This window comes from Natronorubrum sediminis, assembly GCF_900108095.1.
GTDB classification, from domain to species: Archaea; Halobacteriota; Halobacteria; order Halobacteriales; family Natrialbaceae; genus Natronorubrum; species Natronorubrum sediminis.
Genome location: NZ_FNWL01000001.1, coordinates 1,049,049 through 1,073,770 on the forward strand (window position 1 = coordinate 1,049,049; position 24,722 = coordinate 1,073,770).

Genomic DNA, 24,722 nt, shown 5'->3' on the forward strand with positions numbered 1-24,722 from the left:
TCACTCCTCGAGTTCCCGCGTCGAAATCCGATAGTACTCTCCCTGAAACTCGTAGAGGCCGTCCGATTGCGCGCCGAATATCGGGTGCGTCGCGTCGTACTCCTCGAGTCGAACCTCGTCGGCGTCGTTCTCGATCGAGAGCGCGATCACATCCCGAAGCCGAGGCTGTCGGAACAGTTGTTCGGTGATCACCGACTCCGGTCCCTCGTCGCCTCCGTCGCCCGTCCCCACCTCGGATTCGGAGACGCGCTCGAGGTCAAACGCTCCCAGTCGGTGGTTGTCGTCGTCCGGGTCGCCCCGCGTCGAGTGAGCGACGAGGGCGTCGTCCTCCCACTTGGTGTCCGAAATCGCGTCCGAGGGCGTCAACTCGAGGCGATCACCCGCGAGGTCGAACGTCGTCGCGAACGCGAGCGACTCCTCGTGTGAGTCGCCGTCGAACCAGCCGCGAGCGCGGAACGCGTACGTTCCGGCTCCGACGGCCGGAAGAGTCAGCGCTTCAGTCCCGCCACTTCCGACTGGCAATTCTCCGTCGTCGTCCCCCGATTGATCGACGGTCACGGTCCAGGTGTGGCTCTCGCCCGGTTCGATCGACATTAGGGGATCGTTGTGCCCCATCGGGGCGACGCGGTACCACTCGTCGTCGACGTACTTGTCTATCCGCCAATTGTAGAAGTTGGTCTGTAGACGCTCGTCGGAGCCGTTCTCGAGCGTAAACGCGATCGAGTCACCGTCGTCGACGCACCGATCGTCGGGCTCGAGAACGGTTTCGGCATCGTCGACGTCGTCGTAGCAGACGACTCGGTCAACGTTGTCGCCGTAGGTCGGACAGGAGTCGGGTTTGGTGTCCCCAGGCGGACTCGAGGTCGTCGGTGCGCCGTCCGATCCGGGGTCGTCTGATTCGGGGTCGTCGGACGATCCGCCACTCGGTTCCATTCCCTCGATACAGCCCGCGAGGGCACCGATGCTGGCCGCGGCGAGTAGTCTCCGGCGAGTCGGAGCAGACATACGCGAACATTATTTCGGACCAATAAATAGGCTCGCCAAGGTAAAACAGCGATCGGAACTTACTCGACGACGACGACCGCCGACTCGGTTTCGATCATCTCGCCCTCGCCCGAGTAGGTTCGCTCGAGGGAGACCTCGAACAGTTCGCTCTCGAGTTGCTCGCCAGCAACGCGTAGAACGTCCTGGCTCTCGTCGATCTCGTACTCGCCGCTCTCGATTCCGGCGTCGATATCGCCGACTTTCGAGCCGAATTTCGGTCCGAGCGTCGAGTAATCTAGATCGATCGAGGCGACCTCGGTCGTCACCTCGGGTTCGTCCTCGAGCAGCGTCAACTCCTGGACGTGCATCACGTTCTGGATGGCGTCCTCGAAGCCCTCGACGGGGCCGTAGACCGACACCGCCTCGAGGTCGGCGTTGAGCGGCAACTGCTTCTCGCTCTTGTACCGACGAAGCGCGGAGATGACTTCCGTCGCCGTCTCGCCGGCCTCGAGGTCCGCCTCGTAGCCCTGTGGACGCGGCCACTCGCGGGTGTGGATGCTGTTTGCCTCCAGGTCGTCGGGACCGTCGCTGTAGACACCCTGCCAGATCTCCTCGGTGACGTGGGGCAAGAACGGCGCCCACAACTCGAGGAAGGTTCGGTGTGCGGTTCGCAGCGCGTACTGCGTCGAGGGATTGTCTTCGCGACCTTTTGCGATCTCTAAGTAATCGTCACAGAACGTGTTCCAGAAGAAGGTTCTGAGTCGGTCGCGAGCCTTCGCGAACTCGTACTCCTCGAGTTGCGCAGTGAGTTCTTCGGTCGCGTCGTCCAGTTCGGCGAGGAGCCAGCGGTCGATCGCCTCGAGTTCCTCGGGTTCTTCGGGGTCGGCGGGCGCGAGCGTGTCGACGAGTTTCGAGGCGTTCCAGAGCTTGCGCAGGAGCTTCTCGCCCGCACGGAGGTCCTTCTCCTGATAGGGAAAGTCGTCGCCGACGGCCGCGCTGGCCGCCCAGAAGCGGACGGCGTCGACGGGGTACTCCGAGAGCACGTCGTTCGGGTCCACGACGTTGCCACGAGATTTGGACATCTTCTCGCGGTTCTCGTCGAGCACGTGGCCGTTGATCAGCGTCGCGTCGAAGGGCACCTCGCCCGTGTGCTCGTAGCACTTGACGATGGTGTGGAACAGCCAGAAGGAGATGATGTCGTGGCCCTGTGGCCGGAGATCGAAGGGGTAGAGCTCGGGGTTTGCCATCGTGAATTCGCCGTCACCGCCGTCGCCGTCGGGGTCCCAGTCCCAGCCCGCGTTGATCAGCGGCGTCAGCGAGGATGTCGCCCACGTGTCGAAGACGTCCTCTTCGGGCTCGAATTCGTCGTGACCACACTCGGGACAGGCGTCGACTGGCGCGTCGTCGGAGAGGGGATCGACGGGCAGCTCCTCCTTTTCCGCCATGACCTCGTGGTCACACTCCGCACAGTACCAGACCGGGAACGGGATTCCCGAGTCGCGCTGGCGAGAGATGAGCCAGTCCCACTCGAGGCCCTCGATCCAGTGTTTGTACCGGGTGAACATCTTTTCGGGGTACCACTCCATCTCCCGGCCGGCCTCGAGGTACTCCTCCTTGTGATCCAGGATCTCGACGTACCACTGTTTGGAGACGCGGTACTCGACGGGCGTCTCACAGCGCTCGTGGACGCCGACGGCGTGGGTGATCTCCCAGCGGTCGCGCAGGGAGCCGTCCTCGTCTAAGTCCTCGACGATGGCCTCGCGAGCCTCCTCGGTGGACATACCCTCGTAGTCGCCGGCGAGATCGGTCATCGTCGCGGACTCGTCAATGGCAACGCGAAGCGGCAGGTCGTGGGCCTGGTACCACTCGATGTCGTTTTGGTCGCCGAAGGTACAACACATCACGACGCCGCTGCCTTTCTCCATGTCGACGCGCTCGTCGGCGATGATCGGCACCTCGTGGCCGAAGATCGGGATTCGTGCCGTTTCGCCGACGAGGTCCTGATTCGCCTCGTCGTCGGGGTGGACGAAGACGGAGACGCAGGCCGGGATCAGTTCGGGTCGCGTCGTCGAGATGACGAACTCCTCGCGGTCCGCGCCGTCGGAGGCCAATTCGAACGCGATATCGTTGAAGTGCGAGTGGCGCTCGTCGTCTTCGGTCTCGACCTGCGAGATCGCGGTCTCGCACTCGGGACACCAGATCGCGGGGGCTTTCTTGCGGTACTCGCGGCCCTTCTCGTGGAGATCGAGGAACGAAAGCTGAGAGATGCGCTGGACGCGGGGCTCGATCGTCTTGTACGTGTGCGACCAGTCGATCGAGGTCCCGAGGCTCTGCATCTGCTCCGTGAACTCGGCTTCGTACTCCGCACAGACTTCGCGACAGAGTTCCTGAAACTCGCGGCGTTCGTAGTCCTGGTGGCGGATCTCGAGTTCGGTCTCGGTCAGACGCTCGCTCGCGATACCGTTGTCGTCGTACCCGAACGGAAAGAGTACGCTTCCGTCGTGCATCCGTTGGAACCGGGCGGCGAAGTCCTGCAGCGTCGAGCCGTAGAGGTGGCCCATGTGCAGGCTGCCCGAAACCGTCGGCGGAGGCGTGTCGATCGCGTACGTCGTGTTCGGATCCTGTCCCGGATCGCCGTCGTAGGCGTAGACCGCTTCGTCGAGCCAGCGGTTCTGCCAGCGGTTCTCGACCGCTTCGGGGTCGTAGCCGCCCTCGAGGGGAGACTCGTCGTCGGCTTGCTCGGGCGCGTCTGTGCTCATGCTCTCACCGCCCGCGAAGGGCGTCGGCAATGCGTCGTCTCGATGTTGCAGGCGTGTTCGTTCATCGGAAATACCGGTCGTTGTTCGGTGAATGCTGGTCGGCGACAATACATCCGTCGAAACGGGGGAGGGAAGATGGGGCCTACGACGGCCCTACGAACACGTCGTCGGGGCGGCCCTCGACGACGGCGACCGCGACGTATTCGGCCATACCTACCCCTTGCCCCGGGAGCCGTGTTAGGTGTTTCGTCGTTTGTATCCCGAATTCAATCCGTCTGCGGACCGTCAGTCGTCTCCTCGCCTGGCTCGAGGACGATGACCGCTCGCGAGTCGGTCACGCGTCGCAAGTCGCCCTCGAGGTACGACGCTAATCGCTCGAGAAACCCGTCCGTTCGGTCCTCGTCGGTCGCCGTAGTGAGGACGATTCGGTCGTAGACCGTGGGGTCGTGTTCCGCCTGCATGACGAGTGTAAAGAGTTCGCGTGGCGTAACCGGATCGCCGTCATCGAGGCGCGAGACGACGCCCAAGAGCGAAGACTCGACGGTCGTCTCGACGTCGAACGTCACGTCCACCGAAACGGTTTCGTCGCCTCGGGTCGCGGCGAGGTACTCCTCTGCACTCCTGACTGCGGGCTCGAGGACGGCGTCGAAGTCTCTGCCGGACTCCTCGAGTCCCAGATAGGCGAAGGCGACCATCGCGCGAACGGCCTCGAACACTGCCTCGTCGGACGCCGGTTTCTCGAATATCTGTCGGCGATCCTTCTCGGACAGTGTGTGCAAGAACAGATCGAAATCGAGTATCCCCGCACGAATCCGGCGTCTGATCCGTGCCTCGGCGTTTCGCTTCGACTGGTCGTGACTCATTTCCCGTTCGCCGAGCAGGTAGGCGCGATCCGCGGGGCTGAGGACGCCGCGTTCGCGGTCGATGTCCGTGTTCATAATCGGTTTCCGATTATACGACACCGGGTTCGATCCCAACGGCTATCACTTGCCCGGTTCGAGAACTACCAATGCATTCTCGAGGGAATTTCTGGAGAGGCGAGACGCTGGTGACGGAGCGAGCGGAGACGCTGGCGAAAGCGGGAGGCGAACCGTGAGAGGTGACCTCGCAACTCGATACGCGAACGCGATCGTCTCGCACAGCCGACTCGTCGTCGTCCTCGTCTTACTCCTGACGGCCGTCGTTGCCACTGGTGCAGCGATCGGCGAGAGCGAGGACGGTGAGATCGGCGATTTCGAGACGGACTCTGAAGAGACCGAGGCACTCGAGGAAATCGAGGCGACCTACGAGACGGACGACGCCGTGGTCACCCAGATCGTCGTTCGCGACGAGGGTGGTGACGTTCTCACGCGCGACTCACTCCTTGACGGACTCGAGTTACAACAGGACGTGCGAGACGACGACGAACTGAACGAGACACTCGACGAACAGGGCTTCGTCAGCCTCGAGAACATCGTCGCGACGGGTGCCGTCTTCGAGGACCGCGCCGAAGACGCAAACGGCGCGCCCGATACTAGCGAGCCGACGCTCGAGGAACAGATCGACGCGCTCGAGTCTCGTTCCGACGCGGACGTCGAGGACTTGCTCGCCGACGTGCTCGACCCCAACGAGGCTGAAGACGACGAGGGAGACGCACAGGGGCCCGAACAGGGCGACGAAGGCGGCGATCCCTACGAGTTCCTGCCAACCAGCTACGAACCGGGCGAGACCGAGGCCGAGTCGCGACTCGTCCTCCTCTTTCAGGACGACGGGGCGGGGTCGGACGACGAATCCGATGCCGTCGCCGACGCACAGGTCGAAATCGACGGCCTCGTCGACGAGCGCTTCGACGACGCGTTCGTCTTCGGCGACGGCGTCACCGACGAAGCGTCCTCGAGCGCCGTCGGCGACAGTTTCGCGATCATCACGCCCGTCGCGCTCGTGCTCGTCCTCGGCGTGCTGGCAGTCACCTACCGCGACGTCGTCGACGTGCTCATCGGACTGTTCGGAATCAGCGTCGTCATGGCCTGGCTCGCCGGGATCATGGGCTGGCTCGAGATCCCCTCGAGTCAACTGCTGATCGCCGTCCCCTTCCTGCTCATCGGGTTGAGCATCGACTACGCGTTACACGTCGTCATGCGCTATCGTGAAGCGAGGGCAGGCATGCTCGAGGATAGTGGTGACGACTCGAGAACTGGGATGCGCGTGGGTCTCGCAGGAGTCGTCCTCGCGCTGGCCGCGGCAACGGTGTCGACCAGTGTCGGCTTCCTCTCGAACGTCGTGAGTCCGTTGCCGGCCATTCAAGACTTCGCAATTTTGAGTGCGGGTGGTATCCTCGCCACGTTCGTCGCCTTCGCAATTCTCGTCCCGGCGCTGAAAGTCGAAGTCGACGCGTTCCTCGAGAATCGATTCGACCGGAATCGCGCGAAACGCCCGTTCGGTGCGAGTTCGGGTGCCGGGAACCGAATTCTCTCCTGGGTCGCCGCGGTGCCGCGACGGGTTCCGCTCGGAGTCGTGTTCGTCGCGTTCCTCCTCGCGACGGGTGGGGCCTACGGGGCGACGACGATCGACACGGAGTTCAACGAGGCGGATTTCCTCCCCGAGGATGCCCCGGAGTGGGCGAAGGCCATGCCGGGACCGCTCGCACCCGATACGTACACGATTAGCGACGACGCGGCGTATCTCGGCGACAACTTCGCCGACCGCGGCGAGGGCGGGCAGACACAGATACTGGTGACCGAGAACATCACCGATCCGGCAGCACTGACGGCGATGGCCGATTCCACCACCACCGACGATGGTGTGTTGAGCGACGACAGTACCGAAGCCGACGACGGAACCATCGTTCTCCGACCCGACGGCGAGGCCGCAATCGACGGTCCGCACTCGGTGATCGACGAAATCGCGAGTGACAACGAAACCGTCGCGAGCGAACTCGAGGCTCGCGATACGACCGGCGACGGGCTCCCGAACGAGGACGTCACCGGCTTCTACGACGTGTTGTTCGATGCCGACGCCGACCGAGCGTCGGACGTGCTCCACCGCGTCGATGGGGAAGGCGAGAGCGACATCGACGACGAGGACGGTGGAACCGACGGCGACGAGGGAGGCGGCAACACCGAGTACGAATCCGCTCGTCTCCTCGTGAACGTCCAGGGTGACGCTTCCGCACAGGACGTCGCCGACGACACGCGCGATGTGGCCGACGAAATCGAGGATACCGCACCCGTCTCGGCCGTCGCGACGGGCGGACCGGTGACGACGGCAGTCGTACAGGATGCGCTCCTCGAGACGCTCGTGCAGGCGTTCGCGGTGACGTTAGTCGTCATCCTCGTCTTCCTGACGGGACTCTACTGGTATCGCCACCGTGCCCCCTCCCTCGGTGCGGTGACGATCGCGCCGGTCGTCGCCGCATTAGCGTGGCTGCTTGGAACGATGGCGCTGCTCGACGTGCCGTTCAACAGCGAAACGGCGGTCATCACGAGTCTCGCGATCGGGTTGGGCGTCGACTACAGCATCCACGTCAGCGAGCGCTTCGTCGCGGAACGAGACGAACGCGAGTCACTCGAGGCCGCGCTCACCGCGACCATCACGGGAACCGGCGGGGCGTTACTTGGCAGCGCGGCGACGACGGCGGCCGGGTTCGGGGTTCTCGCGTTGGCACTCTCCCCGCCGTTGCAACGCTTCGGGCTGGTGACGGGACTGAGCATCGTCTTCGCCTTTATCGCCTGCCTGACCGTGCTGCCGTGTTTGCTCGTGCTCCGCGAGCGAGTTCACGAGCGACTCGGTCGGTATCGGAACTAACCTCGGTCGTCACCGAGGTCAACTCGAGTCGTCACCGGAGTGGGCGCGAACCCATAGCTCGCCGATGCGAGAGAGTCTGGTGCGGTAGGATTTGCCGCGTTCTTCGCGTTCGATGTAGCCTTTGCCGCCCGGCCCGAGTCGATCGACGTTGTAGATGACCTTCGAACGGAAGCTGTCGGTGTACTCCTCGTTGAGTTCGCGAGCTAAGGCCTCGGCGAGTTCAGAGACAGAGTCGAACTCGCCGTCCTCGCCGAGTTTGTAGAGGATGAGTTCCTCGAACGGCTTGACGTTCGAAAACGAGGCGACGGGCAACTCGACGATGTGGCGGCCGTCGATTTCCTTGGCACCGATCGTCGTCCCGCGTTCGTCGAACTCCGAGAGGAGGTCGCGAGCGCTCTCGAGACGGGAATCGATCCGGTCGCCGTCGACCGACTCCGACTCGGCGTCGAAGTCCTCGAGCAGGGTGATCTGCTCGCGAAGCTCTTCGGCGAGTTCGGTCTCGAGGTACTTCTCGGGGGCCGTGTAGTAGGTGTGGATGCCTTCGCGATCCTCTTGTCGTTCGACCATCAGCGAGTGGGCGGCGTTCGCGAACGCGAAACTGACGGTTCGGGGCATCGCGGCGACGTTGACCCAGACCTCGTTCCCGCGATCGAGTTCCGCCGTGATCAGGTCGTAGGCCTGCTCGAACGCCGCGTCATAGTCGTAGACATCTTCCAGGACGAACCGGTCCGTACTCGCGCCGAGGAGGTTCCGAAAGTCCGTCTCGAGTTTCTCCGAGAGGTGCCGGGAGTACTCGACGTTGGCCTCGCTGCCGACGGCTCCCTCGAGCAAAATGACGCTGTCGACGTCGATCTGGTCGCGCACGAGGGGCGCGATCAGCCGGTCGTAGTCGAAGCCGACCGGAACGATGTGCGTTTGCATACGTAGGTCGTCACACGGTGAGGTTATCAATCCCGGCACGTTGGGTCGACGCCGGTCGAATTCGACGAGAACTAGGCGCCAGAAGCTAACTCATTCGGACTGTGCCGATGACGCTGCGCCAGCGGGCGACGGCGAGCGAATTAACTCCGCGATCGTCTCCCGGTCGTGTTCCGGGTCGAGGTCGAAGGATCCGAGGGTCGCTGGCAGGGTACCGGCGTCCGTCTCGCTACCGTCGCCGGGTTCCTCGAGCGGCACGATGCCACCGGCCATCCCGAACGTCTCCTCGAGTGGCCAGACGGCGACGTGAGCCTCGACGCCCAGGTTGGTCGATCGACCGTCACCGTCGAGGGGAACCGGGTAGCCGGCATCGAGCACGTACCAGGCACCGGCAGCGCCGTTCGTCGCCTCGAACTCGAGGGTGTTTCGCGTCTCCTCAACGACCAATCCCTCGTCCTCGAGCGTGTCGACGAACTGTGATTTCGCCTTCGGTGCCGCTTTCGAGAAGACCGAGTCCGGCGAGACGCCGACGGCCGAGAGCGACGGCGAAATCGAGAGATCGACCGTGAAGAGCGAGCGAGGCGGAATGTCGAGTGACTCGAGCGTCTCGATTCCGTCTGCAGGTTCAGTTGGTCCGTAGACAGTCGTTTCGGCGTGAATCGACGCGACGAGCACGCTCGATTCGCCGGTCTTCGTTCCGATCGGGTGCCACGACTCGGCGAGCGTAGCTGGCAGGTCAGTCCCCATCGTCGCGAGCTATGCGACGGGAGTGTTTTGCTCTGGCGGTCCCTCTCGAATGAGGGGACTGGTCGACGAACGGCCGTCGAACAGCCGTTACCGAGCGAAAAACTACTCCTGTCGTCGGACACGGACTGTTCCGTCAGCCGTCACGCCGACGAGCAACGAGGCGGCCACTTCCCGGCCCGAGACTGCCGAGCCCGCAGCGTCGCTGACCACCTTCATCAGATCCGGAGCAGTGTGGCCGACCTTGACGCCCTGGTCGTCACACGCCTCGTAGACGAGCTGTGGCACGTCGTACAGATCGGTTCCCTCAGGAACGCTAACGCGAACCGGTGCGCGAAGCGCCTCCGCGAACTCGACCGTCTCGTGGGCCTTCTCGAGGTTCTCGCGAGCGCTCGACTCGATGGATGAGACGTTCGCCCGAGAGGTCCCGAGGGCGTCCGCGATGTCAGCCTGCGATTCGTCACGTTCGCGTAACGCGAGCACCTGCGCCTGTCGTTCGGTGAGTACGCTCGTCTCGGCGTCGAACCCGATGTCGTCGAGCAGCGCCGCTACCTCGTCGATCACGGCGACCACCACGGCTGCTCGAGTCGTCGACGACTCTCGAGTCCGAATTCGCGTCCGCTCATACGATACAGTTAGCCGGTAGCAAGGTCAAAGCTTCCCCGATTTACTCGGCGGGAGTCAGTACGCCAGTTCCCAGCGCTCGTCCTCGCTGTCGGCGAGTTCGTCGGCGACGCCCTCCGCCAGCCGATACTCGTCGTCTTCACGGACGACGGTTCCCGCCCGTTCTAAGTGCTCGAGGTGAGCGTACGATTCACCGGGTCCGTGGAGAATGTGGATACTCTCGAGTTCGCCGAAGAGGTCGTCGCTGACGGTCCAGGTGTCACAGGGCCCCTTCCGATCGAGCGCGTCGAGAACTCGCCACGCACGCTCCTCGTGGTGGTCGATGATGTACTGGGCCCGTTCCGATGGGTCGTCGATCGGATCGCGGTGACCCGGCCACGCGCGGTCGTATTCGGCGTCGACGATACCCTGCAAGGCTCGCAGATACTTCTCGAGTGGATTATCGACGCGAACGTCGGCACCCCCGACGTTCGGCGTGTAAACGGGCAACAGCGCGTCGCCCGAGACGACCTCGCGACGGCCGTCGACCGTCGTCTCGAACATCGATAGCCCCGCGGCGTGTCCGGAGGCGTGGACGACCTCGAGGTCGTGTTCGTACCCCTCGAGGGCGAATCGCTCGCCGTCTTCGAACGTCGTCACGGTCGGTGCGTCGTTCGATTCGTCGCCGGAGACCATTCGCTCGAGGAGGACCTCCTGTTTGGCCTCGGGCATCCCCCACTGGTCGAAGTACCGCTTTTGGAGGTCGTGCATCTCCTGCCACGCACCTTCGTCGCCCTCGATGAGCGCTGCGTCGGCTTCGTGGGCGTACACCGTCGCGTCGCTCTCGGCCTGAATCTGCCCTGCGAGCCCGGTGTGATCGCCGTGCCAGTGCGTGAGAAAGATTCGGTCGACGTTGGCAAACGAGAGTCCTCGGTCGGCGAACGCGGCCTCGAGTTGCTCACGCGTCGTCTCCATCCAGTCGCCGGTATCGATCAGCACGACTTCCTCACCGTCCGCTAACAGGTAGGCGTTGTTGTCGCCTTCGAACGCCGAATTCGAGAGTGAAATTCGATCCATGGGACCATATCACATGAGCGGTGGGAAAACTGTTGTGACAACGGCCAACAACGCGGGGCAATTTGGCACGATGGCGGGTCGAACGAATCTATCGATAGAACCGAACGTGTCGGAAAAAGAGCGTCGCTCGAAGACTGTCCACAGTATCGAGAGCGCCCTTACGATCCCCAGAAGTTCTCGCGACTACCGAGTCGCTCACGGTCGGTCGCCCTCGAGACGGCGTCCTCGGATTCGTCCTCCTCACCGTCGGCAACGGTGCCTTCGCCGTCGTCAGCGTCTTCGTCTCCGTCAGCCGATTCCTCGCCATCCATCGGGAGCAACTCGAGTTCCTCCGCGCGGGCGTGGTTGCTGTGAACTCGCGTGATCTCGACTCGGGCGCGAGCTTCCGGCAGAACTCCGTCGACCATGACGATGAAGCCGTCGTCGGTTCGACCGACGCCGGCACCGCTTTCGTGCATATCGACGACGTCGATGACGACCTCTTCCCCGGACTTGACGGGCTGGGTTTTGAGGTCGTCGATCGGCTGGCTGTAGTGTTGGCACCACTCCTTGCCACCTCGATCGCCGTAGTGTTGACACCCCATACCCGAGATCCGCTCGGAATAACTCGGACAGTCGTCGGCGAGTGGACAGTCTGCCATACGGCGTACTACCAGTGGTGGCGTTAAACCGTTTCCGTCTCGGAGATCGGCCGACGCCCGCCTCGAGACGTGGTGGAAGGAAACGCTGGTAGCCCTTTGTCTCACACCGTTCGTGAGTGTAATCCAACGGGTTTGCTTTAGTTACAATCGCTAAATGAACCGGAGCCATCTGAAGGAGCGTTTCGAAAAGATTTACGGTACGGACGTTGCACTGATCAATGATGAAAATCCTCGTTACGGTCAAAGAAGTCGCGACCGTCGAAGACGAGTTCGAGATCAACGGTACCGAGATTGCCGACCAGTACCTCGGTGCAGATCTCAACGAATGGGACGACTACGCCGTCGAAGAAGCCGTCCAGCTCCAAGAAGCTGGCATCGCTGACGAAGTCGTCACTGTCACAATCGGTCCAGAAGACAGCGAACAAACCATCCGGCAGGCGCTCGCGAAAGGCGCAGACCGCGCCGTCCGCGTCTGGGACGACTCCCTCGAGGACGTCGACCTCCTCGACGTCAACGCGAAGACGGAGATCCTCAGCGCCGTCGTCGACGCAGAAGACCCCGACCTCGTGTTGACCGGCGTCCAAGCCGGCGACGACAGCTTCGGCGCGACCGGCGTCTCCCTCGCCGAAGAAATCGGCGCCCAGTGGGGTGCCGTCGTCAACCACCTAGAGCACGACCTCGAAGACGTCGCCTCCGTCCGACGCGAACTCGAGGGTGGCGTCGAGGAACTCACCGACATCGAGCTTCCTGCCGTCTTGACGATCCAGACGGGTATCAACGAACCACGCTACGCCAGCCTGCGTGGCATCCGACAGGCCCAGCGCAAGGAACTCGACGTCCAGAGCCTCGGTGACCTCGGACTCGACGAGAGCGCGACCGAATCCCAGCTTACCCTCACGGACATGTACGAACCAGAGAGCGAGAGCGACGTGACGGTCTGGGACGGCAGCGCCGACGAGACCGCCGGCGAGTTAGGTGAACTGCTTCGCGACAAGGGGGTGGCACCATGACGGACATTCTCGCCATCGCCGACCACCGCCGCGGCGAACTCCGCGACGTCAGCTACGAGATCATCACCGCCGGCCGCGAACTCGCGAACGAAACCGGCGGCGACCTCCACCTCGCCGCAATCAGCGGCGCTGTCGACGACTTCGCCGAGAACCTCAACCGCGAGGGCGTCGACGCGATCCACACCGTCTCTCACGGTGAGGAGTTCAACCACGACGTCTACACGCAGGCCGTCACCCAACTCTACGACGACCTCGCCCCACAGTACGTTCTCATCCCGAACAGCGTCAACGGCCTCGACTACGCACCCGCCGTCGCCAACCAACTCGGTCTTCCGATCGTCACGGACACGATCGGCCTCGAGACCGACGGTGAGACGCTGATCGCCACCCGCGAGATGTACGGTGGCAAAGTCGAGACGACGAACGAACTCGAGGGCGAGTCGGTCGTCACGATCCGCAGTACCGAGTGGCCCGTCGCCGAAGGAACCGGCGACGCCGCGATCGAAGCCGCCGACGTTGAGATCGACGAGGACGCCATCGGCTCGACCGTCAACGGCTACGAGGAAGTTGCCGGCGGCGACGTCGACATCAGCGAGGCCGAGGTGCTCGTCAGCGTCGGTCGTGGGATCGAAGAAGAAGACAACATCCCGATCATCGAGGACCTCGCCGAGGCCCTAGACGCCACGGTTTCCTCCTCGCGACCGATCGTCGACAACGGCTGGCTGCCAAAGAACCGGCAGGTCGGCCAGTCCGGTAAAGTCGTCACGCCAGACGTCTACATCGCGATCGGTATCTCGGGCGCCGTCCAGCACGTTGCTGGCATGAAGGGGTCGGATACGATCGTCGCGATCAACACGGACCCCAACGCACCGATTATGGACATCGCGGACTACGCGATCCACGACGACCTCTTCGACGTCGTCCCCGCACTGACCGAAGAGTTCGGCGGGTAATCGAGGCTACCGCGAGCGACCACAGGAGCGAGCGGCCTTTTTTGGTCGAGATTTCTTGCGTGAGCGTCCCAAGCGACCCGAGCGGAACGATCGGCTGAGACTCCGACAAGAAGCTGGTGACTCGAGGACGTCGGCAGGACTGTCCGCTTCTCGAGACGGTTTCTACCCGTCGGCCGTTTGGGCGACGTACTGGCTCCGATGAGTTATCGAACGGCGGTTCGTCGAGAAATTCGTGGACTGTGGGCCGGCGGCACCGGGAAAACGCTCCTGGCAATCGCCCTCGGGTGGGGGTTGCTCAACGGGACGCGGATGATCTACCCCGTTTTGTTGCCGTATTTCAGCGAGGACTTCGGACTCACGCTGACGACCGCCGGATTGCTCGTCACGATCATCTGGCTCTGCTACGCCATCGGTCAGGTGCCGGGTGGAATTCTCGCGGATCGCTACGGCGAGCGCCGGATTCTGACGATCAGCGTCTCGATCGTGATCGTCGGCCTCGGACTCGTGCTCCTCGCCCCGACGGCGACGGTGTTGTTTCTGGCGACGGGATTCGTCGGATTCGGGCTCTCACAGTATCCGATTGCGCGAATGACCGCCCTCTCTGATCTCTACCCGGATCGAATCGGAAGCGCACTGGGTGTGACGATGGCCGCTGGCGATATCGGACAGACCGTGTTGCCGCCGATCGCGAGCGTGCTCGCCGTCTGGGTTGCCTGGCAGGCCGGACTCGGCTACGTCCTCCCGGTCTTGGGACTCGCCGCCGTCATCATCTGGCTGACGCTACCAACGAGCGACTCGCCGACCGACTCGAGCGAAGACGATGCGGACACGGATTGGGGTGCCGTCAAGGAGACTTTCCGCAATCCGACGATTCTCTTCACGGGCGTCGTAATGTTCGTCTTCCTCTTCGTCTGGCAGACGTTCTCGGCGTTCTATCCGACGTATCTGACCGTCGAGAAGGGAATCTCGCCGACGGTCGCCGGCGGACTGTTCGGGTTATTTTTCGCCGTCGGCGTCGTCATCAAACCCCTCGCCGGGACGGCCTACGATAGGATCGGGATTCGCGCGTCGCTGCCGCTCGTGCTCGGGGGCGCCGCGGTCGGCTTTGCCCTGCTTCCATCCGTCGAGGGGTTCTGGCCGATCGTCGGCGTAACGGTCCTGATGAGCACGATGCTCGGCTCCGGTGCGATTACCCAGTCGTATCTCACCGAAACGATCCCACCCGAAGTTCAGGGTACTGGGCTCGGCCTCATCCGCTCGAGTGCGTCAATGCTCGGCGCGACCGGCCCGGTCGTCTTCGGCTGGATCGCAGAGCAGGGGTACTTCGACGAGGGATACATCCTCATGGCGGTGATCGTCGGGCTCATCACACTCTTGACGCTACGAATGCCCCAGGAGTGAGGGCCGACTCACTCCAGGAGTGTCAGTATGCTCGATGGGTCCTGATCCGTCACCTACTTTTTACCCCCGTCCTAAGCGCTGGCAATGGAACGTCTGGAGCGTCGTCGGGCGCTGATCGAGGAGCGCCTCGTCGAGGTAGTCGACGGCCTCGAGCCGGACGCGCTACAGGAGGAAGTTCGTCACACGGCACTCTCAGGTGGGAAACGCGTCCGGCCGATGGTAACGGTGTTGGCCTGTGAAACGGTCGGCGGAACGACGACAGACGCGGTCGATTTCGGCGTCGGAATCGAACTCGTCCACAGTGCGTCACTCGTCATCGACGACATCATCGATCGCTCCGAGTTGCGTCGCGGGACGACCAGCGCGTGGGCCGAGTTCGGCTACGGGCCAGCAATCGTCTCGAGTGACGGATTGCTTGGCGAGGCCTTTGCGCTCTTCTCTGCGGATCCGAACGCGATGCAGGTGGTCACCGAAGCGATGGTCGAACTCGGCGTCGGCGAAGCAACGGAGTTGGCAGCCGAACCCGAGAGCGAAGCGGAGTACATGACACTCGCCCGGCGGAAGACGGGGGCACTCTTTCGCGCCGCCGCCGAACTCGGCGCGATCGCCGCCGATTCGGATCCGGTTACCGTCGAAGCGCTCGGCGAGTACGCCGAACGGGTCGGCATCGCGTTTCAGATCCGAGACGACGTCCTCGACGCGATCGCGGACCCGGACGACCTCGGCAAACCGACCGGCCACGACGCCGCCCTCGAGCGGCCGTCGGTCGTACAGGTGACCGATCTCACACCCGAGGAAGCAAACGTTCGGGCCAGACAGGAGTCGGATCGTGCCATCGAGGCCCTCGAGCGCGTCGAGGTCGTCGACCCGACGGCCAGAGAGTACCTCCTCGAACTGGCGCGGTTCGTCGTCGAACGCGAGCGGTAGAATCGGATCCGTCGAGCGAACAGATCGAGCGGAGCAGGCGTCTATGCACCGTCGAAATCCCGCGTTCCCTCCTCGACGTCTTGTTCTGGGTCGCTCGACTCCGCAAATCGGGACTCGAGGACGGCGAACGCGAGCGTACTCACGATACCGAGGAGCGTGCCGGCGGTCAACGCCATCGCGAGGTAGCTCATCTCGACGACGTCGAGGAAGTACGCGCTGACGGCGTGCAAGACGAAGGCGATCGAAATGACGTAGAAGGGCGCGTTGAGATAGCGCCACTCGAAGCGACCTGCGATGTACTCGTCGGTGATCTGTCCGAGACTGGTCGTGAGCGCTGCGGCGGCGAACCACTGAATCGAGCCGTAGACGAACGCCGCGAGCATGACCGGTGCACCCACTCGGCCGGGCGTGGTTTCTTGAACGCCGTCGAAGGTATCGAGGCCGCTGACCGCACCGAGGACGAACAGGGCGGCAGCGACGACGTAGGCGAGCAACGTGGTGCGCCCGGCATAGAGCAGTCGACGCGTTCGCTCGACGGTGTCGTCGAGTCGCTCGCCGAGACCGAGTCCTCGAGAGATGAGGTACAACCCGAGCAACGCCGACGTCGTCCCGAGAACGAATCCGGGCATATCCAGTGCGGAGCCGATCAACGCGAGTGGATAGATGAGCAACAGGATGCCGAGTGGGATCAACACCGTTCCGCGCGTTTCGGGGTCGTCGAGCACCTGTTTGATCGTGTAGTACATCGACTCGAGGTTCTGTGCCTGACGAACGACGACGCGACGGACGCCGTCGATGGGAACCCGTGATCGGATGATGGGGATGACCGATTCGTCCTGTGCGCCGTCGGTGACGACGAGCGCAGTGACGTCCTCGGCAGTCGAGACGCTCGCGAGGACGGTATCGACCTCGTCGCCGACCTCCCGATTCGCTTTCACGTCGCCCTCGTCGTTGCCGGTGACGACGGCGACTTCGACGCTCTCGTTGCGATCAGCGAGGTCGTCGTAGATGTGTAACCCCTGGAAGATGACGTTGACGTCGGAATCCTCCGGATCTGCAGTCGCGAGTGCGACGGCTGCCTCCTCGACGGGGTCGCGGCCGATAACCGGGGTCGAAAACCCGGTTTTTCGCCCGAGGTCGTCGTCGAGGTCGACACAGAGGACCAACAGCATATAATCGAACGTTCGCGTGCGGGGTATTTCCATCTTCTGGGAACGACAGAAAACGAACGTGTCTGTGGTAAACGGTTTCCACCATTGCCACTCGTAAGCCGCCCCCGGTTCCGTCTGCCAGAGCGTTACTCGAGTACCCTGACGCCGCTGATCTCGAATCGAGCGCCGCCACCACGGCTCTCACGGGCACTCGCCGTCCAGCCGTGAGCAGCGGCGATTCCGTCGACGATTGCCAATCCGAGGCCCGTCCCGTCGCTCGTGGTCGTGTGGCCGAATTCGAAGAGTTTCTCGGGATCCGTCTCGAACCCGCTGCCGTCGTCAGCGACGTAAAACCCACTCGTCGAGCCGTCGTTCTCGAGCAAACCGACAGTCACGGTCACGTCCGTGTCGACGTGCCCCTCGTCCCGTTCGGATTCCAGGTCAGAGCCCGCGTTCCCGTGCTCGACGGCGTTCCGGAACAAGTTCTCGAGGAGTGCACGGACGCGGCCTTCGTCGGCGCTGATCGTGGCGTCGATCGAACACGCGAGTGTGGCTCCGGTCGTATCGACGGCGTTCCAGGACTCCTGGACGAGTCGCGGGAGATCGACCGGCTCGAGTTCGCCGACACGCTGTCCGTGGCGAGCGAGCGAGAGGAGTTCCTCGATTAGGTCGTCCATTCGGTCCAGCGAGTGGCGAATCTGCTCGACCGATCCCATCTTGGTGTCGGTCTCGACCTGACACTCGTTCGCGTGGAGTTCGAGGTTTCCCTGGGCGACGTTCAACGGATTTCGCAGGTCGTGACTGACGACGCCCGCGAACTCCTCGAGTCGATCGTTCTGGTGCTCGAGTTCGCGCTGATAGCGGCGGCGTTTCGTAATGTCTCGAATCGCGTGGATCGTCCCGGCAAACGACCCGTCCTCGAGTGGGAGTAATTTCGTGTGCACGTCGTGAATCCGTTCTTCGCCCTCCGGTGCCTGGAAGCGAACGTGATACTCCGCTCGCTCGAGGTCACTCGACGAGGAGAGCAACTCTCGAACCTGATCGTTGAACTTATCGATGACGTGACCGTCGTAATACCCTCGATCCACGAGTTCCGGAAACCGCATGCCGCGGAGTTCCGCCGCGTCTTCTGCGAACGCGTCGGCAAACTCGTCGTTGAACCTCTCGATCGTCGCGTCAGCTCCGAGGATAAACAGCGAAATCGGCGCGAGTTGAATAATCTCCTCGTACTGTATTAACTCTCGTTCTCGTCGTTTTCTATCCGTAATATCCCGGATAACAGCCGTCGATCCGGTCATATTGCCGTCCTCGTCGGTTACCATCGCGAGGTTCGCTTCGCCGACCCAGCGGTTGTCGTTTCGACCGAGACTAACTTCGTATCGAGTGGACGTGCTATTCCCCTGTCGCAACTGTCGAACTGTCTTTGCACCACGCTCGAGTCCGTCTCGAGAGATGAGATCAGAAATGTGGGTCCCGACGACGGCCTCACGGTCGGTTTCCACCAGTCGACAAAACGCCTCGTTAGCGACCGTACAGATCCCGTCAGAATCGAGTACGTACATCGGATCGGTATTCGATTCCACGAGCGTCCGATAGCGCTCGAGTTCGCGTTCGCTCCGACGCTGTGCACGACTCGTCCGGTACCGGTCGACGGCATTTTCGATACGGTTTACGAGTACCGTATACTGGTCTATTCCCGACCCCTTCTGCAGGTAGTCCGTGACGCCGGCCGAAATCGCGTCGCTGGCGATCTCTTCTGACCCCTTCCCGGTAAACAGAATAAACGGGAGTTCGGGATCGCGATCGCGGACAGCGTCGAGTAACTCGAGGCCGTCCATACCCGGCATGTCGTAGTCACTGACGACGCAATCGATCCGATCGCGCTCCGTGAGTCGGGAAAGTGCGTCGTGACCACAGCCTGCCGTAACGACGGTAAACTCCTCACCCGTTCGCTCGAGCGCCGTCGTCGTCAGTGCTCGGACGTCCGGGTCGTCGTCGACGCACAGTACGGATATCCCGGAAGTCATCTGTTAGCAATCGGTTGGGTGTCGACCTATAATAGTACACGGGCCGATTGAGAGGCACTTGGCCTTGAGTCACCTCGTTTCGCCCGGGGCAAACGCGCTCGAGAGCGATTGGGACGCGGATATTTGAGCGCTAGATCGTGTGCAGCGCCCTCACACCTCGTGCAGCCGTCTTCGTTTCGCACGGCTTTTGTGGGTCGGGCCGGTAGGTTCCCTCGAATGATCTCGAAGGGCTGTGAGCAGTGCGCGAAAGGCGGCAAGATGGTGTTGTTCGTCTACGGTTACTGCGACCAGCGCGACTGCTTTTACTGCCCGCTCGGTGAGAACCGCAAGAACGTGACCGACGTCTACGCCAACGAACGTCTCGTCGAAGACGACGAAGACGTCCTGACGGAAGCCCACCGAATGGACGCACTCGGCACGTCGATCACCGGCGGCGAACCACAGGAAGCCCTCGAGCGAACCTGTCACTACCTCGAACTCCTCAAAGACGAGTTCGGCGAGGATCACCACACCCACCTCTATACGGGCATTCCAGGCGGCCGTGAAAACATGCGCCGGCTCTCCGAAGCCGGCCTCGACGAAATTCGCTTTCACCCGCCACTCGAGCTATGGGGCGAGATGCACGGCACCGAGTGGGAAGAGATTCTCTACATCGCTCGCGAGGAAGGACTCACGCCGGCGTTCGAAATTCCCGGTATCCGGCCGGAGCCGGAGTTTCTCGAGTTTCTCGACGAGGGCGCAGCTGACTTTTGTAACGTCAACGAGTTCGAGATGAGCGACGGAAACTACCGCCGGATGCAAGAGGAGGGCTTCGAACTCAAAGAAGACCACATGAGCGCCGTCGACGGCACTCGAGACGAAATCCTCGAGACGATGGGCGACCACGAGCGCGTCTATTTCTGTACGTCGGTGTTCAAAGACGCCGCACAACACCGCCGTCGGCTCAAGCGAATGGCCAGAAACATTCGCCGCGAGTTCGACGACGTGACCGACGACGGAACGCTCGTCTACGGCAAAACACAGACCGAACCGGAGCGATTCGAAGCGCTTGGCGTCCCAGAGGAGTTCTACACGACCAAAACGAACCACGTCGAAGTCGCCTGGTGGCTCTTAGAGGAGATGATCGAAGAAGGCGACCTCGAGGACGGCGAAATCGTCGAACAGTATCCGACGTACGACGGGCAGGTCGTCGAGCGGACGCCCCTAGCGTAATCTGCGCGAGCGAAGCCACGGAGTGCGAAGCGAGCGTTTTTGGAGGAGATTTTTCGAGGAGGGTGAGCGAGCGAACCTGACGAGAAAAAGGTCCGTGTGTCAAGTCGTCGAGCGGACGCCCCTAGCATAACGGACCGCGAGTGAACGGTGTGAACGAGCGGACTTTTTTGGTCGAGGTTTTTTGGAGGAGCGGTGAGTGACCGAAGGGAACGAACCCGACGAGCGGGACCGTCGGTCCCGCTGACCATGCGAGCGGACGCTTTGCGTGCGGGCAGAAGAGGTAGTGAGTGACGCGAGCGAATCCACTAGAAAACGACGAGAATTGAAAACGTGTGTATCGCCGCAGGCGTCACTCGAGTTCGGTGGGATCGATTTCGGGAAGCGTGATGAGATTTTCCCGACCGATTCGGAGCTTTTCGATGTCGTCCTCGTCGTCCATCTTAGAGAGGAGTTGTGAAACCTTGGCGTTCGACCAGCCGGTCTCGTTGACGATCGTCGCCTGCTTCATTCGGCCGCCGTTCTGGGTAATCATTTGCAAGACGCGCTCTTCGTCACTCAACAACTCAGGATCAACCCCGGCGGCTTCCTCTTCGAACTCGAGGTGGGTCCCCATGTCACGTGAGCCGTCAGTTGCGGCGGGATGTGAGCCAGCCGACTCCCCTCGAGGGGAATCGGTCGAATGCGTCGGTTCATCCTCCGGGCGTCCGGATTCGTCACTGCCAACCAGCGATCGAACTTTGGCGGCCATACCCGGGAAGCCGAGCGCGGCGATGGACGCTGGGGCGCGCTCGAGCGGTGATGGGAGCTCGATAGTCGTATTTCGTTGCACGTAGAGGTAGCCGATGGTACCGACCGCGACCACGACACCGATTCCCGTGAGTGCCCAAAGTATCGTCCCGAGTGCGGGCGGCACGATTCCGCCGCTGTGGACGAAGACGACGTCGATGTCCTGTTCGGAGAACTCGTGTGGTCCCTCCCACTCGAGTTGGGTGGACGTGTCGGTGCCGAGTGCGTAGTCTTCCGGTGGTTCGAGGACGAGTCGTTGGTTCTCAGTCAGCGAGAGCCAGGACCCGTCTTCGGTCTGAAACGCGTCACCGACGTGAATCTGATCGTCGTCGTCGACTGCTGCGAAGTTACTCCAGACGAACGAGTAGGAGACGACGCCGACGTGTACGTCTTCGGCGTCCACGTCGTCCTCGAGGTCGAGTTCGTCTTCGTTGATATCGCCGACATCTTCAGCGGGTTCGACCGTCTGCTCCTCCCAGCCGGGGTCTTGAATTTCCATGGAACGGTCGGTCTCTTCCGACGCACCCGCTGCACGGTCTTCGAACAACCCGGGGTCGACGATAGTGTTCTGGTGAGAGCTCGTGACCTCGTCGGCCCACTCCTCGAAGTCCTCGATATTTTCCTCGTCTGTCAGGATGAACCGACTCTCGATCGTCCAGTGGGCATTCCCGTCTGCGTCCATGCTGACCCGCAGTACCTGTCTCGCATCGGAATCATCTGGTGGGTCGATGGCCGTCAGTGATTCTGAACGTTCGGCGATCGGAGATGAGGACGCCGCGGACGAATCGTCGGACTCGAGTGTTGCGTGGGTACCGTCGAGATTCTGAGAGGCATCCACCGGTTCATCAACAGTTGCGGACGCTGATGGCATCCCGGCGACCACACCGATGGTCGACGTAAAGAGAAGGACGGTGAGGCCAATCGTAACGGCAGTGGATACCCGCATGCGTACCAACCGGTGGTTTCCCCGGGGAAAAAACACTTTCCATCGGAAAATAACGTCTCCCGATCAATGGAAAATAGTGTGACAGTCAGATTCACGTACCAGTCGAGGCGACAGACGGTGCGACTCGTTTTTGTATCAGGAGCCTAAACAGTGGCTCGATGAATAGCGCGACACCGGCTTTCCTCGCGGTGTTGCTCGTGACGTCGCTTCTCGCGATGCCCGTCATAGCGGGTCCAGAAGCGAACGACGCGACACACGACGGCCCACAACCAGAGTTCCAGCCATCGACCCTCCAGCACGCGTCGACGGAACCAGTCGAAGCGGAGAATACGACGAATCGACTTCAGCCGACAGGCGACACTCGTGACGAGGTCAGAACCGAGTATACCACGTACGGCCCCGATCTCGGTGTCGCTCTCGCATCAGTCGACGACGAGTTGCGAATCGATCAAGAACAGTACACCCTCGTCGACAGCGAGTTCGATGCGGCAAGCAACGACGAACGAGAGCAGATGGTCAGTGCCGCCGTCGACCAGATCGAAGACCAAACCGACGTGATCGAAGAGCGCGAGCGCGACGCCGTCCGCGGACACGCTGATGGCGAGGTTTCAGACACCGAACTGATCCACACCCTGTTGCGAAACTACCACGAATCGCAGGTGCTCTACGACGCGTTGAACGAACTGGATGGTGAGCGAACGGACGCGATTCCGGGATACGCCCTCTCCCGTCAGCAGGTTCGAGCGGACGAAACGGTACTCGAGCTCCAGCAGACGTCGCTCCGATCGCTCCTCGATCAGGCGAGTCAGTCGACCGACGCCGACGGTGCACTCGACGTGCAAATTCAAACCGCCGAAGACGGTTACAGCATCTCGGCCATCGACGGCGATACGTACGTCACCGAAACGACGCGCTTCGACAACCGTGACGCCGACGGCGAGAACCAGTTCGGAGACGCCTCACACTCCGACATGATCGACCGGACGACCGAATTGTATCCGTGGGCAGCCGACCAATCCGGTCTGAGTTTCAACGAAGCCGGGAATCAGAACCTCTACGTGACGACCATCGAGTACGACCAGAATCGGTTGCAGGTATACCTCGATGGCGCAACGAACGAGATAACTCGAGAGTCACAGGAACTCACACTTGAGTCGTTGCCGGAGGAGAACAACGAGTCGTGGGAGAACGACGACCTCGAAGTAATGCAGACGGAAACGCCCGTGAACGGACCCTCGGAACTGACCGTCACCGATTCGGTCAGTGGTGACCCAGTTTCGGCGACGATCGAAGTCGATGGCACCGAAGTCGGCGAAACCGACGACGACGGGACGGTGTGGTTCTTACCACCGGGTGACGAGTACGAGTTGACCGCAGAGACTGACTCGAGAGAGATCACAGAGACCGTCTCTCCCGACTGATCCGTCGCTCTTCTCGGCCGAACGTTTATATCGGAACGGGCGGCCACGTTGGTGCGTGATCGATCGCCCTCACTCGAGTGATTCGACGTTCTCCAGCCGAGAAATCAGTACGGAGAGTGACTATAACGGAGGGAAATCAGCAAAGTTCGGATTCCACACCGACGCTCGAGCGCTCAGTCGACTGGTGGGTATCGTCGCACTGCTCGGGGTGACGGTTGCGCTTGCGACGATGGTCGCCGTCGGAGCCAGTACGTGGTCGCTCGACTCGAGTCCACCGACGGCGGCGTTTTCGATGACAGCAGACGGTGAGAGTTCGACGATAACGATCGACCACGACGGTGGCGAGACGATCGATGTGACCGAAGTGGAACTAATCGTCGACATCGATGGCGACGAACTTGCCACTCAGCCACCGGTTCCGTTCGTCGGCGCGGTCGGGTTCGACGGGACGCCAGATGGACCGTTCAACGCCGAAGGCGACACCGAATGGGAGCCGGGCGAACGAGCGGCGTTCACGATTGCCGAGACGAATGATCCCGCACTCGAGTCAGGAGAGACAGTTGCAGTGGCGCTCTACGCGGACGGATATCAGCTCGCGACGCTCGAGGACGATGCGACGTGATCGAACGTGCCGTGGCGTTCGTTGGAGAACGTGTCGTGGCGTTCGTTGGAGAACGTGCCGTGGCGTTCGTTGGAGCGGACGTTACTCGGGTGCTCGGCCAATCGTCGTAATCGCAACGTCCGGGTCGTACGACGGTCCCTGGAACATGTGTCTGACATCTTCGAAGCCAGCGCGCTTGAACATCGCATCGGCCTCGTACTCGTCGTAAAAGAGCATGATCGAGTCAGCGAGTTTCTGTGCAAGAATGCTGTCGGGATAGTTCGGGCCGACGACGAGTACCTGTCCGCCGGGTTTCAACACGCGGCGGAACTCGCGAAGGGCGAGAATCGGGTTCGGCCAGTATTCGATCGAACCGGAGGACCAGACCACGTCGAACGTGTCCGTCGCGAACGGGAGGCGTTCGGCGTCTCCCCGGTGAAAGTGAACCGGCGGAGCGCGTTTGCCGAGCTTCGCGTAGGCTTGCTCGAGTTGGTGGTCGCTCTGGTCGAGCGCGTACACTTCCTCGACGTGCTCGAGGAGCCCTTCGGTGGCGAAGCCGGTGCCACAGCCGACGTCGAGGACGGTCGTGTCGTCGTCGAGTTCGAGTAGCTCGAGGGCCTCCGCTCGCATCTCCTCGTTCCAGATGAAGGGGTTAACCTGGTCGTAGACCTTCGAGAGGTACTTGTAGAACAATCGAGCCCGAGCTTTGTTCTCGAGGATTCCCATTGGCACAGCGTTTCGAGCGAACCGGGATATGTCTGCTGTTCCACGTGGTCAG

20 protein-coding genes are annotated in these 24,722 nt (G+C 62.2%); 8 read left to right on the plus strand and 12 right to left on the minus strand.

All coding sequences use genetic code 11. The features are described 5' to 3' along the window. From BLW62_RS05160 to BLW62_RS05170, 3 genes are all read right to left on the minus strand, one after another. Positions 1 to 1,005 (minus strand): immunoglobulin-like domain-containing protein, encoded by a 1,005-nt coding sequence (locus tag BLW62_RS05160; protein ID WP_090505789.1) that lies wholly within the window; start codon positions 1,003 to 1,005, stop codon positions 1 to 3. A 59-nt stretch (positions 1,006 to 1,064) separates the two neighbouring features. After that, complete coding sequence (locus tag BLW62_RS05165) at positions 1,065 to 3,851, minus strand: valine--tRNA ligase (RefSeq protein WP_090505791.1); 2,787 nt, start codon at positions 3,849 to 3,851, stop codon at positions 1,065 to 1,067. A gap of 158 nt (positions 3,852 to 4,009) precedes the next feature. Further along, the gene (locus tag BLW62_RS05170) at positions 4,010 to 4,681 is read right to left on the minus strand and encodes a DUF8102 family protein (RefSeq protein WP_090505792.1); all 672 of its coding nucleotides are present in this window, start codon (positions 4,679 to 4,681) and stop codon (positions 4,010 to 4,012) included. A gap of 154 nt (positions 4,682 to 4,835) precedes the next feature. Between BLW62_RS05170 and BLW62_RS05175 the strand changes: the two genes are divergently transcribed. After that, positions 4,836 to 7,526 (plus strand): efflux RND transporter permease subunit, encoded by a 2,691-nt coding sequence (locus BLW62_RS05175; RefSeq protein WP_090505793.1) that lies wholly within the window; start codon positions 4,836 to 4,838, stop codon positions 7,524 to 7,526. Between the two features lie 18 nt (positions 7,527 to 7,544). Here the strand turns inward: BLW62_RS05175 and BLW62_RS05180 are convergent, their stop codons facing one another. The 5 genes from BLW62_RS05180 to BLW62_RS05200 form a co-directional block, all read right to left on the minus strand. Beyond that, positions 7,545 to 8,447, minus strand: coding sequence for an HFX_2341 family transcriptional regulator (locus BLW62_RS05180; RefSeq protein ID WP_076579714.1), 903 nt, complete (start codon positions 8,445 to 8,447; stop codon positions 7,545 to 7,547). Positions 8,448 to 8,537: 90 nt separating this feature from the next. Further along, complete coding sequence (locus BLW62_RS05185; RefSeq protein WP_090505795.1) at positions 8,538 to 9,191, minus strand: DUF6517 family protein; 654 nt, start codon at positions 9,189 to 9,191, stop codon at positions 8,538 to 8,540. A 102-nt stretch (positions 9,192 to 9,293) separates the two neighbouring features. After that, positions 9,294 to 9,761 (minus strand): Tfx family DNA-binding protein, encoded by a 468-nt coding sequence (locus BLW62_RS05190; protein WP_090505797.1) that lies wholly within the window; start codon positions 9,759 to 9,761, stop codon positions 9,294 to 9,296. Between the two features lie 108 nt (positions 9,762 to 9,869). Next, positions 9,870 to 10,868, minus strand: a complete 999-nt coding sequence (locus BLW62_RS05195) for an MBL fold metallo-hydrolase (RefSeq protein ID WP_090505799.1) — start codon at positions 10,866 to 10,868, stop codon at positions 9,870 to 9,872. Between the two features lie 158 nt (positions 10,869 to 11,026). Then, positions 11,027 to 11,509: a TRAM domain-containing protein gene (locus BLW62_RS05200; RefSeq protein ID WP_090505801.1), complete on the minus strand. Its 483-nt coding sequence runs from the start codon at positions 11,507 to 11,509 to the stop codon at positions 11,027 to 11,029. Between the two features lie 221 nt (positions 11,510 to 11,730). Between BLW62_RS05200 and BLW62_RS05205 the strand changes: the two genes are divergently transcribed. The 4 genes from BLW62_RS05205 (at position 11,731) to BLW62_RS05220 (ending at position 15,800) form a co-directional block, all read left to right on the plus strand. Next, complete coding sequence (locus BLW62_RS05205) at positions 11,731 to 12,519, plus strand: electron transfer flavoprotein subunit beta/FixA family protein (protein ID WP_090506427.1); 789 nt, start codon at positions 11,731 to 11,733, stop codon at positions 12,517 to 12,519. After that, positions 12,516 to 13,472, plus strand: a complete 957-nt coding sequence (locus BLW62_RS05210) for an electron transfer flavoprotein subunit alpha/FixB family protein (RefSeq protein ID WP_090505804.1) — start codon at positions 12,516 to 12,518, stop codon at positions 13,470 to 13,472. The genes BLW62_RS05205 and BLW62_RS05210 overlap by 4 nt, the downstream gene beginning before the upstream one ends. A gap of 198 nt (positions 13,473 to 13,670) precedes the next feature. Beyond that, complete coding sequence (locus BLW62_RS05215; protein ID WP_090505806.1) at positions 13,671 to 14,873, plus strand: MFS transporter; 1,203 nt, start codon at positions 13,671 to 13,673, stop codon at positions 14,871 to 14,873. Positions 14,874 to 14,957: 84 nt separating this feature from the next. After that, entirely contained in the window at positions 14,958 to 15,800 is an 843-nt protein-coding gene (locus BLW62_RS05220) for a polyprenyl synthetase family protein (RefSeq protein ID WP_090505808.1), read from the plus strand. A gap of 41 nt (positions 15,801 to 15,841) precedes the next feature. Here BLW62_RS05220 and BLW62_RS05225 read toward each other — a convergent pair whose 3' ends face one another. After that, positions 15,842 to 16,972 (minus strand): DUF373 family protein, encoded by a 1,131-nt coding sequence (locus tag BLW62_RS05225; RefSeq protein ID WP_090506428.1) that lies wholly within the window; start codon positions 16,970 to 16,972, stop codon positions 15,842 to 15,844. A 125-nt stretch (positions 16,973 to 17,097) separates the two neighbouring features. After that, positions 17,098 to 18,978 carry a hybrid sensor histidine kinase/response regulator gene (locus BLW62_RS05230; RefSeq protein ID WP_090505809.1) on the minus strand — a complete coding sequence of 627 codons (1,881 nt, stop codon included), beginning with the start codon at positions 18,976 to 18,978 and terminating at the stop codon, positions 17,098 to 17,100. Positions 18,979 to 19,194: 216 nt separating this feature from the next. On the opposite strand from BLW62_RS05230, the gene BLW62_RS05235 reads away from it, so the two are divergent. After that, positions 19,195 to 20,190 (plus strand): radical SAM protein, encoded by a 996-nt coding sequence (locus BLW62_RS05235; protein WP_090505811.1) that lies wholly within the window; start codon positions 19,195 to 19,197, stop codon positions 20,188 to 20,190. 349 nt (positions 20,191 to 20,539) lie between these two features. On the opposite strand, the gene BLW62_RS05240 is transcribed toward BLW62_RS05235, so the two are convergent. Then, on the minus strand, positions 20,540 to 21,922 hold the full coding sequence (locus BLW62_RS05240) for a helix-turn-helix transcriptional regulator (protein WP_245726666.1): 1,383 nt from the start codon (positions 21,920 to 21,922) through the stop codon (positions 20,540 to 20,542). Between the two features lie 158 nt (positions 21,923 to 22,080). Here BLW62_RS05240 and BLW62_RS05245 point away from each other — a divergent pair, with 158 nt between their 5' ends. Both BLW62_RS05245 and BLW62_RS05250 read left to right on the plus strand, forming a co-directional pair. After that, entirely contained in the window at positions 22,081 to 23,343 is a 1,263-nt protein-coding gene (locus tag BLW62_RS05245; RefSeq protein WP_090505813.1) for a DUF7096 domain-containing protein, read from the plus strand. A 55-nt stretch (positions 23,344 to 23,398) separates the two neighbouring features. Further along, positions 23,399 to 23,965: a type IV pilin domain-containing protein gene (locus BLW62_RS05250; protein ID WP_090505817.1), complete on the plus strand. Its 567-nt coding sequence runs from the start codon at positions 23,399 to 23,401 to the stop codon at positions 23,963 to 23,965. 81 nt (positions 23,966 to 24,046) lie between these two features. Here BLW62_RS05250 and BLW62_RS05255 read toward each other — a convergent pair whose 3' ends face one another. After that, complete coding sequence (locus BLW62_RS05255; protein WP_090505819.1) at positions 24,047 to 24,670, minus strand: methyltransferase domain-containing protein; 624 nt, start codon at positions 24,668 to 24,670, stop codon at positions 24,047 to 24,049. Between the last annotated feature and the right edge of the window lie 52 nt (positions 24,671 to 24,722).

What these genes read in the sequence shown, in the direction of transcription:
- BLW62_RS05195 (WP_090505799.1), bottom strand. Translation starts at nt 10,868, where the DNA reads ATGGATCGAATTTCACTCTCGAATTCGGCGTTCGAAGGCGACAACAAC.
- BLW62_RS05180 (WP_076579714.1), bottom strand. Translation starts at nt 8,447, where the DNA reads ATGCAAACGCACATCGTTCCGGTCGGCTTCGACTACGACCGGCTGATC.
- BLW62_RS05185 (WP_090505795.1), bottom strand. Translation starts at nt 9,191, where the DNA reads ATGGGGACTGACCTGCCAGCTACGCTCGCCGAGTCGTGGCACCCGATC.
- BLW62_RS05230 (WP_090505809.1), bottom strand. Translation starts at nt 18,978, where the DNA reads ATGACTTCCGGGATATCCGTACTGTGCGTCGACGACGACCCGGACGTC.
- BLW62_RS05170 (WP_090505792.1), bottom strand. Translation starts at nt 4,681, where the DNA reads ATGAACACGGACATCGACCGCGAACGCGGCGTCCTCAGCCCCGCGGAT.
- BLW62_RS05255 (WP_090505819.1), bottom strand. Translation starts at nt 24,670, where the DNA reads ATGGGAATCCTCGAGAACAAAGCTCGGGCTCGATTGTTCTACAAGTAC.
- BLW62_RS05245 (WP_090505813.1), top strand. Translation starts at nt 22,081, where the DNA reads ATGAATAGCGCGACACCGGCTTTCCTCGCGGTGTTGCTCGTGACGTCG.
- BLW62_RS05235 (WP_090505811.1), top strand. Translation starts at nt 19,195, where the DNA reads ATGATCTCGAAGGGCTGTGAGCAGTGCGCGAAAGGCGGCAAGATGGTG.
- BLW62_RS05225 (WP_090506428.1), bottom strand. Translation starts at nt 16,972, where the DNA reads ATGCTGTTGGTCCTCTGTGTCGACCTCGACGACGACCTCGGGCGAAAA.
- BLW62_RS05210 (WP_090505804.1), top strand. Translation starts at nt 12,516, where the DNA reads ATGACGGACATTCTCGCCATCGCCGACCACCGCCGCGGCGAACTCCGC.
- BLW62_RS05205 (WP_090506427.1), top strand. Translation starts at nt 11,731, where the DNA reads ATGAAAATCCTCGTTACGGTCAAAGAAGTCGCGACCGTCGAAGACGAG.
- BLW62_RS05200 (WP_090505801.1), bottom strand. Translation starts at nt 11,509, where the DNA reads ATGGCAGACTGTCCACTCGCCGACGACTGTCCGAGTTATTCCGAGCGG.
- BLW62_RS05160 (WP_090505789.1), bottom strand. Translation starts at nt 1,005, where the DNA reads ATGTCTGCTCCGACTCGCCGGAGACTACTCGCCGCGGCCAGCATCGGT.
- BLW62_RS05220 (WP_090505808.1), top strand. Translation starts at nt 14,958, where the DNA reads ATGGAACGTCTGGAGCGTCGTCGGGCGCTGATCGAGGAGCGCCTCGTC.
- BLW62_RS05240 (WP_245726666.1), bottom strand. Translation starts at nt 21,922, where the DNA reads ATGCGGGTATCCACTGCCGTTACGATTGGCCTCACCGTCCTTCTCTTT.
- BLW62_RS05215 (WP_090505806.1), top strand. Translation starts at nt 13,671, where the DNA reads ATGAGTTATCGAACGGCGGTTCGTCGAGAAATTCGTGGACTGTGGGCC.